The following is a 9690-nucleotide window of genomic DNA, read 5'->3' as shown; positions in this document are numbered from 1 at the left end:
GACTTTAACAATAATGATTCTGTAAACATAATTCAAAATAAATTTATTCTATACATATAATAAGGCTAAACTTTATCACTAAAAAATTTCTCTCTAAATTTCCTTTTAAAAAACTGATAAAAATCAGGAAAATGCATTAATTTTTGTTCTTGATGATGAATTTGGGGAAATCCTGAGTCTTAAAAACACGTAAATTTTAAGATTTTTTTAAGTTATTCTATAATCCGGACAGAAAAATTTAAAGAAAAAAAATATAAAATAAAAATCCATAAAAAACTGATTAACAACTATTTAAAATTCTAAAATTAATTATTAATTACAGCATTTCATTTCAAATTAATGAAAAAATAATATTTTTTTCTTTGCGTATTCAAAAATAATATTAGTTTAGAAGCGAGAATATTTTGACTTGAAAAATTACGCAATCGATTGCACTACGGAAAGTGTAAGATTTTCTAAAATATTTACCACTAAAAAAGCAGTAGAATACTTCCAAGATCCACCAATGAAAACAAAGATTGAAAAAAAACTTTCAACCAAAATTAAAACTATAAGGATACAAAATGGATAAAAAAGTACAATCAGTAAAGTGGTTATATTTAACTGTCTTTCTACTTCCTGTCCTTGCAATGGCTCAAGAAAAAGAAACAAAGAAAGAAAAAGAAACCAAAATCGACGAAGTGGTTTTGGTGGGATATACAAAAGTTTCTAAAAAAGACGTTACCAATGCTGTTTCTTCTGTAAAAGCAGAAGCTATAAAAGATATGCCTTCTACCAATGCTGCAGAAGCAATACAGGGAAGAATGGCGGGAGTACAGGTGTCTCTGAGTGAAGGTTCACCGGGAGCCGACGTAGATATTGTAGTAAGAGGAGGAAACTCTATTACAGGGAGCAATGCTCCATTATATATTGTAGACGGCGTACAGATGGATAATGCGCTTTCTATCCTTTCTCCTAAGGAAATTCAATCGATCGAAGTTTTAAAAGACGCCTCTTCCACAAGTATTTACGGAGCAAGAGGAGCCAATGGTGTTGTCCTTATCACTACGAAAGGCGGTCGTAAGAGAGCAAAAACATCAATCAATTACAACGGATTTTTAGGGGTAAGAAAAATTCAGAATACGATTGATGTCCTGGATCCTTATCAATATGTTCTCTATCAGTACGAAATATACAACAAAGGCGGTGTACAGACTGATATTGATGCATTCAAAGCGAGATACGGAACTTTTGCAGATCTGGAAAAATACAAATCCGTAAAAAAGAGAGACTGGCAGGATGAAGTTTTCGGAAGAGAAGCATTCAATTTTACACATAATCTTTCCGTAACGGGAGGATCTGATAATTCTTCTTTCTCCTTATCCTTAAATAATGTTCAGGAAGACGGAATTATGATCGGTTCCGGATTCAAAAGAAATATGGCAAACTTTAAGTATGATTATGATGTTTCGAAAAAAATCAGCATCACATTAAATGCCAGATACAGCCGCCAGATGATCTACGGAGCAGGAACTTCTTCCACGGGTTCGCAAAGTACCAACAGACTGAGAAATGCTGTGAGATATCAGCCGTTTGAAGGTGGTTCTAATGTAAATGTAGATGAGTTCGATCCTTTATTTGCCAACGAAACCAACCTTGTAAACCCTATCCTTTTAGCGAACAGCGAGGTAAAGGAAAACGGAAGAAACGACCTCCTTTTAAATGGAATCATCGAATACAGAATCAATAAAGACTTCACTTTCAGAAGTGTGATCGGATATGTACAGAGAGATGAAATGGTAAATCAGTTTTCCGGACCGGTTACTTCTCTTGCAAGACAAAACAACGATCAGCCTGTTGTTTTCCTGAGCAAGGCACAATCCAGAAGAATCACGAATACCAATACGCTGAACTTCAGAAAAACTTTCGGAAATCATAAGCTGGATTTACTGGCAGGACAGGAAACCGTAAAAACAGATGCAGAATCTTTAACGATGAACATCAAATGGTTCCCGAAATCCATCAGCGCAGAAGAGGCATTTGCCAATATTCAGGCGGCTTCTCCTCCATCGGGACAGGTTCAGGATATTCCGAAAACAAATGTTCTTCCGGATCGTCTGGTTTCATTTTTTGCAAGAGCCAACTATATTTTTAACAACAAATATATCTTTACCGCTTCCATGAGAGCGGATGGTTCCAGTGTATTCGGGCCCGGAAACAGATGGGGCTATTTTCCGGCGGCTTCAGTTGCATGGAAAGTAAATGAAGAAAATTTCCTGAAAGACAGTAAAGTAGTGAGCGAATTAAAACTTCGTGCAGGTTACGGTTTATCCGGAAACAACAGAATACCGGCATTTTTATACAGTACGTTTTTCACGACATCATCAGATTACGGATATGCATTCGGGAACAATGTAACACCGGGAGCTACAACAGGAGCAATTATGTCTAATCTTAATGTAAACAGCTTCTAAAAATATCGGGGTAGATTTTGGATTATTCAACGGAAGAGTTTACGGAACGGTAGATGTTTATCAGACCGATACAAAAAACCTTTTATTGCTGGCTAAAATTCCTCAGACTTCAGGCTATGAATATCAGTACCAAAACTCAGGAAGTACATCCAATAAAGGAATTGAATTTTCTGTAGGCGCTGCGATCATCAACAAAGAAAACTTTAACTGGAAAATTGATGCGAATTTATCTTCCAACAAAAATGTGATTAAAAGCTTAGGAAACAGTGCTTCCGCAAGTGCAAATTCTTATCTATATCCTTCAGGATGGCAAAACAACCTGAACGATTTCCTTGTACAGGTCGGAAAACCGGTAGGAACATATTGGGGATACATTACCGCAGGAAGATATGAAGTAAGCGATTTCGATTATAATCCTACCACTCAGGTTTATACTTTAAAAGCAGGAATTCCGAGTTCTGCAGCAGCAGCAAACGGAGCGAAAGCTGTACAGCCGGGAGATCTTAAACTTGCAGACCTTAACGGTGACGGAATTATCGATAATAAAGATATGACGGATCTGGGAAGCGCACAACCGAAGTTTTACGGAGGTTTCAACCAGACCTTCCGTTACAAAAACTGGGATATGAGCCTAATGTTCAATTTCTCTGTAGGAAATAAAGTATACAACGCAAACAAAATAGAATATTCTACACAGTATCTTTACCGAGACAACAATATGCTGGCTGAAGTTGCCAACCGATGGAGATGGTTTGATGATACAGGAAATAAAGTGAATGATCCTACCGCTCTTGCCGCCTTAAACGCCAATACAACAGGATTTACACCGCCTGCAGGAGCTTACTTCCTTCACTCGTATGCTATTGAAGACGGTTCTTTCCTGAGACTGAACAACGTTACAATAGGATATTCTTTAGGAAAAGATTTCACCAAACAATTGGGATTATCCAATTTCAGATTATATTTTACGATGAACAATCTGTTCACGATTACAGGATACTCCGGGTATGATCCGGAAGCCAACACAAGAAGAAATCCGTTAACACCGGGGGTAGATTATGCAGCGTATCCGCGAAGCAGATTTATTTTATCAGGAGTTGATATCACTTTTTAAACCTAATATTATGAAGAAAAATAAATTTTTAGCCATTCTTTTTTCTGTCATCGGAATATTTTCTCTGAATTCTCTTAATTCCTGTGAAGAATATTTAGATGTAGAAAGCTTATCCAATACTTCAGAAAAACAGCAGTTTGATTCCGTAGCAGACACCTTTTCTGCTTTAGTCGGAGTCTATAATGCAACCATGGGAGACAATACCTACGGACAGAGAATGAACCTGATTCTTTCTCAATCCGGCGACGACATGAGAACTTCGGGAGATTATAACGCAAACGACCGAAGAGGAGTAAGCTGTTTCGGCGCTATTCCAACGAATACTGAGCTTTTAAGACCGTTTTTAGATACGTACGCAGGAATTGAAAGAGCTAATCTGGTGATTAAAAACATTCCGCTTTCTCCTGTGTATCAGACGGGTTCAGCAGCAGATAAAAAATTAATGGACAGATATTTAGGAGAAGCTTTAACTTTAAGAGCACACTTCTATCATGATCTGATCAAAAACTGGGGCGACGTTCCTTTTCAGGATGTTCCTTCTGCTGATCTTCCGAGCGTGTATCTCCCAAAAACAGACAGAGACGTTATTTATGATAAGATTCTGGAAGATCTCTTAAAAGCAGAAAGTTTAGTTCCTTGGAGATCCGAAGGCGGAACCACCGCTCAGAGAATTTCGAAAGCAGCCGTAAAAGGATTACGAGCAAGAATCGCACTGGCAAGAGCCGGATATTCATTAAGAAGAAGCCCGCAACAGATGATGCAGGGTTCCAATCCTCAGAAATATTATCAGATTGCTTATGACGAATGTAAGGACATCATCAATTCCGGACAGCATCAGTTGAATCCGAGTTATGAAGGATTATTCAGATCACTGCATACCAACAGCGCAGATACATCCAACGAAGTAATTTATGCTATCGGAGCTTTCGGAGGAAATTCCAGAACAGACAGTAAAATAGGATATTACAACGGTTTAAGACATGATGATACCGACTGGAAATCTTCCGGAGGAATCAGCGCAATTCCTGTTTATTTTTATGAATTTACAAAATATGACCTGAGAAGAGATGTAAATATTGCCATCTTCAGGGTAAATACTTCAAAGCAGGAAGAGCTTCAGACTTCCATCAACTGGAACGACGGAAAATTCAGAAAATCATGGACTTCCATCACCGGAACTTCACAAAACCTTGGAATCGACTGGCCTTTGCTGAGATATGCAGATATTCTATTAATGTTTGCCGAAGCCGATAATGAGCTTAATAACGGTCCTTCTGCACAGGCAGTGAATGCAGTTCTTTCGGTAAGACAGAGAGCGTATGCAGGAAATTTAAGTCAGGTGGGAACCATTCCGACCGACAAAACAGGATTCTTTAATTATATCGTTAAAGAAAGACAACTGGAATTCGGAGGTGAAGGTCTTAGAAAATATGATCTGATCCGTTGGAATCTTTTAGAAACGAAAATCAACGAAACAAGAGCTAAGCTTACCCAGTTTATGAACGGTACAGGAGCTTATGCCAACGTTCCGGAATACATCTTCTACAAAAAAGTAGCGTATAACAAAGACAGAACGGCACAGCAAAACGTTTCGGATATCGATTTCTACACCGCACCCGGAGTTGCCAAAGCAGATATTTTCTACAGCCCGAACCAAAGTGTTGCAACGCCTTCCGGATATACAAAAGTAAACTGGAGACTGGCGATGACGCAGCCTTACATCAGTGGAGATCCCATAAAAAGTTATGCTTATTATTTCCAGGCTAACAGAAAGGAATTACTGCCGATTGCTTTAGACGTGATCAACTCCAATTATAATCTTACGCAGGATTATGGGTATTAGAAAATAGTTCACATTCATATCAGAAAAATACAGGCTTCATCTCCAAAGTGAAGTCTGTATTTTAATCAAAAAATTTTCAATGAAAGCTTCCTTTTTTCTTAAAAATTTAAATTCTTTTTTTGCTTTTCTGATCGTATTGCTCAGTTTTCTTTCTTTTAAAGCCAATGATAAAACCATCGTGGTTTCAAAAGACGGAAAAGGAAATTTCTCCACCATTCAGCAAGCCGTCAATGCAGCAGAAAACGGATCTTCCGTAAGAACAAAAATTATAGTAAAAGAGGGAATTTACAAAGAAAAGATCATCATTCCGGAAACAAAAGGCGCTATTTTGCTTGAAGGTGAAAATCCTGAAAAAACCATCATCACCTACGACGATTTTGCATCAAAAAAGAATCCGGAAGGAAAAGAATTTGGAACTACAGGTTCATCAACGGTTTTTATTTATTCAAATGATTTTACAGCAAAAAATATTTCATTCGAAAACAGTTCAGGAAAAGTAGGACAGGCAGTTGCTGTTTTAACGACGGGCGACCGAATAGCTTTTGAAAACTGCAGATTCTTAGGAAATCAGGATACGCTGTATTTAAAAGGCGTTCAGGATTCATCAGACAAGACAAAACCCTCCAGAAATTATTTTAAAAATTGCTACATCGAAGGAACAACCGACTATATTTTCGGAGCAGGAACCGCTGTTTTTGAGGAGTGCATCATTTATTCCAAAGAAGCGGCAAGCTATGTTACCGCAGCTTCTACTCCACAGGCAAACGAATTCGGATTTGTTTTTATTAATTCAGAAATAACAGGAAACGCAAAGGAAAATTCAGTCTATTTAGGAAGACCGTGGAGACCTTTTGCCAAGACCGTTTACCTCAATTGTGAAATGAATTCCACCATACAACCTGAAGGATGGCACAACTGGAACAAGCCCGATGCAGAAAAGACCACGTTTTATGCAGAATTTAACTCCAAAGGAAGCGGCTCAGATTGCTCCAAAAGAGTATCATGGTCGCATCAGCTAGCCAAAACCGAGGCAAAAAAATATACAAGAGAAAAGGTTTTAAAAGGAAAAGACAACTGGAATCCGCTAATAAATTTTAAGTAAATATTCTAAACACCACAATTTTTATAATGACGGAATGCCCGATGAATGGGAAATTAAAAACAGACTGAATTCTGAAGTTGCCAATGCCAACGGAAAAGATCTGGATAAAAACTATGACAATATTGAAGTTTACTTTAATGATCTCTTGAAAAATATAACCGGACAACAATAAAAGCAATAACCATGAAACTTTTATTGAAAACAGTGATCTAATAAAATGTATATGAAATTGAATGTATTTAAAATAATAGCTGCAGCAGTATTGGTGTCCTCAAATTTTCAGGCTCAGACTTCTGTTATTCAAAAGATCAGAAGCAATCCTAAAGCTCCGTTCTCTTATGCAGAACTTGCAGTGAAGGAAGGCGGAAAATGGGATGGCGACAAATATATCGGAGGAACTTTCAAAAACGTTCAGGAACTCACCATTCCTGAATCGCATACCGATCATTCCACCTACATCAGATACGAAGGCATCGGTCTGGAAAACAACCAGATCGGATACCGCTTATATCTCGACTGGAGAAATGCAACAGATATTTTTGGTAAAAAAGTAAACACCCTGGTTTTACCGGAAGTCGGACAGGACGGTTTTGAATCGTACCATCACGATGCAGCTTGGGGACAGGATATTCTGAAATCCGGACGCACCATCGGAATTGGTTCCTACGGAAGATATGATGAGCAGAATGATTTTGTTGAAACATTTAAAATCGTAAAAAGCACCGCCGCGAAAGTGGTGAATGAAAAAGAACAGTCTTACGCAGCCATCGAATACAAAGGCTGGAAAACATGGGGTGATGCCATCGATCTTGCTTCAAAACTTACCATTTTCAACAGAGACCGTTTTGTAAAAGTGGATTTAAATCTCAGTAATTCTATTTCAGGGTTATGCACCGGAATTGTTGCCATAAAAAATATTCCGCTGAAAAAGGGAATCAGCAAAAATAAAAAATGGGCTTACATCGCAACTTATGGTAACCAGACCGAAACCAAAAAAGACGACAATCTCGGGATGGCTGTCTTCTACCCTCTTGAAAATTTCGATAAATATGTGAAGACAAAATCTACGCATACTGTAGTGTTCAATAAGACAAAGAACGTTTTCTATTACTTTTTAGGAGCATGGTCTCTGGAACCGAACGGTTTAAAAACAGAAGAAGCTTTTTATCAGGATTTGGATCAAAAACTGGAAATTTTAGATAAAAATAATCAACTTTAACGTTTACAATCATGAATTTCATTAATCAGCATATCAAACTATTCACCCTTGTCGCTTTGAGTTCAGGAATTTTTTCTACCTGTGCGCAGACAAAAACTCCGGTTAACGCTTCAATTCAGAAACAATCTTCAAATTCCGGAAAAAAAGTTCCCCTCAATCTGAAATGGTCCGAAAGAATGATGCTGTCCGAAATCCACCGCTTTCCTGAGGCATGAATGCTGGATTTCAGCAAAACCCCGAAATGGACCTATCCCACTGCCATTGTTCTGGATGGTGCAGAAAAATTATATGCCAAAACAGGCAAAAAAGAATACTATAATTACATCAGCGAATTTGGAGAAAAGCTCATTCAGGAAGACGGAACCATCATTACCTATGAGCTTGAGAAGTATAATATCGATATGCTGAACAGCGGAAACGTTCTCCTCTATCTTTACGAAAAAGAAAAAAAAGAAAAATACCTGAAAGCACTTCAAACCCTTCGACTTCAGATAGACGGACAGCCAAGAACGAAAGAAGGTTCTTTCTGGCACAAAAAGATTTATCCTTATCAGGTATGGTTGGATGGTTTATACATGGGAATGCCTTTCTACACACATTATACACACGACTTCGTGAAAGGAGCTGATGCGGCAAAAGCGTATGACGACATTCTTTTACAGTTCGATTCTGTACAGGAGCATCTTCTGGATAAAAAAACAGGTCTTCTTTATCACGCCTGGGACGAAAGCAAAAAAGAAGCTTGGGCAGACAAAGAAACCGGACTGTCGCAGAATTTCTGGGGAAGAGCAATGGGATGGTACGGAATGGCAATGGTAGATGTTCTGGATTATCTGCCAAAAGATCATCCCGGAAGAGCAAGGTTAATTTCTTACATCAAATCCTACACCGATGCCATCATCAAAGTTCAGGATAAAAACAACGGACTGTGGTATCAGGTTTTGAATAAGGCAGGAGAAAAAGGAAATTACACCGAAGCAACTGCCTCATCCATGTTTGTTTACACCATCATCAAATCTGTGAACAACGGTTATTTGCCGAAATCCTATAAAACATATGCTAAAAAAGGCTACGACGGAATCATTAAAAATTTAATCACTGTTGATGAAAACGGAGTGGTGAATTTAAACAAATGCTGTGCAGTTGCGGGTTTGGGCGGAAAACCTTATCGCGACGGTTCTTACGAATATTACATTAACGAAGAGATTCGTTCCAATGATGCCAAAGGAACAGGACCTTTCATTCTGGCAAGTCTGGAGTTTGAAAAATAATACTTAAAACCATTAAGATGAGGTTAAGAAGAATTTTAAAGTATAGCTAATCCTAACTACACTAAACTCTTCAATAAATCCTAATGGTTAAAAATGTTCTTATATAATTTCAACAACTATCATTTGCTGAGTGAATAGTTTATGCTGAGCTTGTCGAAGGACCTTTGCGATCGAAAAATATGAAGTAAGCCATTAAAAAAAATCTTTCCGCTCATGGCGTTAAAATTTAAACCAGATTAAAAATCTGATTTATGAAAACAAAAAACATTTTAAATATACTTTCAATAGCCATTTTTTCCATTGCATCAAATTATTTGAGCGCACAGGAAAAAAACTACGTTTCTGAAGTATGGAGTGCCGATCAGGGAAAAAACTACAAAAATCCCGTTCTGTATGCAGACTATTCCGATCCGGACGTGATTCGTGTGGGAGATGATTATTACATGACGGCTTCAAGCTTCAATGAAACACCCGGTTTGCCGATTCTTCATTCAAAAGATATGGTGAACTGGAAACTGGTGAATTATGCCATTCAGGATATTCTTCCGAAAGAACATTTTTCAACGCCAAAACGAGGCGACGGAGTCTGGGTAGTCATGGTCGGAAGAAATCCGACCTCTTTTATGTTTTGAAAACTTTGTCTGGATTTCCTCCTGCAAAAATGATTAATACAGCTGTAATCATATCC

Annotated in this window: 8 protein-coding genes and 1 pseudogene; all 9 read left to right on the top strand. The window is 37.9% G+C overall.

Features of this window, described 5'->3' with window-relative positions:
* Nucleotides 1-563 precede the first annotated feature (563 nt).
* Entirely contained in the window at nucleotides 564-2453 is a 1890-nt protein-coding gene (locus DD829_RS06060) for a SusC/RagA family TonB-linked outer membrane protein (protein WP_108410085.1), read from the top strand.
* Between the two features lie 85 nt (nucleotides 2454-2538).
* Entirely contained in the window at nucleotides 2539-3567 is a 1029-nt protein-coding gene (locus DD829_RS06055; protein ID WP_108410086.1) for a hypothetical protein, read from the top strand.
* 10 nt (nucleotides 3568-3577) lie between these two features.
* Nucleotides 3578-5410 (top strand): RagB/SusD family nutrient uptake outer membrane protein, encoded by a 1833-nt coding sequence (locus DD829_RS06050; RefSeq protein WP_108410087.1) that lies wholly within the window; start codon nucleotides 3578-3580, stop codon nucleotides 5408-5410.
* A gap of 79 nt (nucleotides 5411-5489) precedes the next feature.
* Entirely contained in the window at nucleotides 5490-6512 is a 1023-nt protein-coding gene (locus DD829_RS06045) for a pectinesterase family protein (protein WP_108410088.1), read from the top strand.
* Nucleotides 6513-6546: 34 nt separating this feature from the next.
* A complete protein-coding gene (locus tag DD829_RS06040) occupies nucleotides 6547-6684 on the top strand; it encodes a hypothetical protein (RefSeq protein ID WP_185140307.1) in 138 nt (45 codons plus the stop codon).
* A gap of 51 nt (nucleotides 6685-6735) precedes the next feature.
* Nucleotides 6736-7731 carry a DUF4861 family protein gene (locus DD829_RS06035; protein ID WP_116547622.1) on the top strand — a complete coding sequence of 332 codons (996 nt, stop codon included), beginning with the start codon at nucleotides 6736-6738 and terminating at the stop codon, nucleotides 7729-7731.
* An 11-nt stretch (nucleotides 7732-7742) separates the two neighbouring features.
* Nucleotides 7743-7946, top strand: coding sequence for a hypothetical protein (locus DD829_RS24085; RefSeq protein ID WP_228408138.1), 204 nt, complete (start codon nucleotides 7743-7745; stop codon nucleotides 7944-7946).
* The gene (locus DD829_RS06030) at nucleotides 7947-9002 is read left to right on the top strand and encodes a glycoside hydrolase family 105 protein (protein WP_228408137.1); all 1056 of its coding nucleotides are present in this window, start codon (nucleotides 7947-7949) and stop codon (nucleotides 9000-9002) included.
* A 251-nt stretch (nucleotides 9003-9253) separates the two neighbouring features.
* A pseudogene (locus DD829_RS06025) lies at nucleotides 9254-9592 on the top strand (family 43 glycosylhydrolase); the annotation flags it as partial.
* Nucleotides 9593-9690: the final 98 nt, after the last annotated feature.

It is taken from the genome of Chryseobacterium sp. HMWF035, assembly GCF_003094695.1.
Taxonomy (GTDB): Bacteria; Bacteroidota; Bacteroidia; order Flavobacteriales; family Weeksellaceae; genus Chryseobacterium; species Chryseobacterium gambrini.
This window is presented reverse-complemented; position numbering and strand designations above follow the sequence as displayed.

Bases quoted from the DNA above. Each gene is read 5' to 3' on its own strand.
- DD829_RS06060 (WP_108410085.1), top strand. From the start codon at position 564: ATGGATAAAAAAGTACAATCAGTAAAGTGGTTATATTTAACTGTCTTT.
- DD829_RS06050 (WP_108410087.1), top strand. From the start codon at position 3,578: ATGAAGAAAAATAAATTTTTAGCCATTCTTTTTTCTGTCATCGGAATA.
- DD829_RS06045 (WP_108410088.1), top strand. From the start codon at position 5,490: ATGAAAGCTTCCTTTTTTCTTAAAAATTTAAATTCTTTTTTTGCTTTT.
- DD829_RS06040 (WP_185140307.1), top strand. From the start codon at position 6,547: ATGCCCGATGAATGGGAAATTAAAAACAGACTGAATTCTGAAGTTGCC.
- DD829_RS06035 (WP_116547622.1), top strand. From the start codon at position 6,736: ATGAAATTGAATGTATTTAAAATAATAGCTGCAGCAGTATTGGTGTCC.
- DD829_RS24085 (WP_228408138.1), top strand. From the start codon at position 7,743: ATGAATTTCATTAATCAGCATATCAAACTATTCACCCTTGTCGCTTTG.
- DD829_RS06030 (WP_228408137.1), top strand. From the start codon at position 7,947: ATGCTGGATTTCAGCAAAACCCCGAAATGGACCTATCCCACTGCCATT.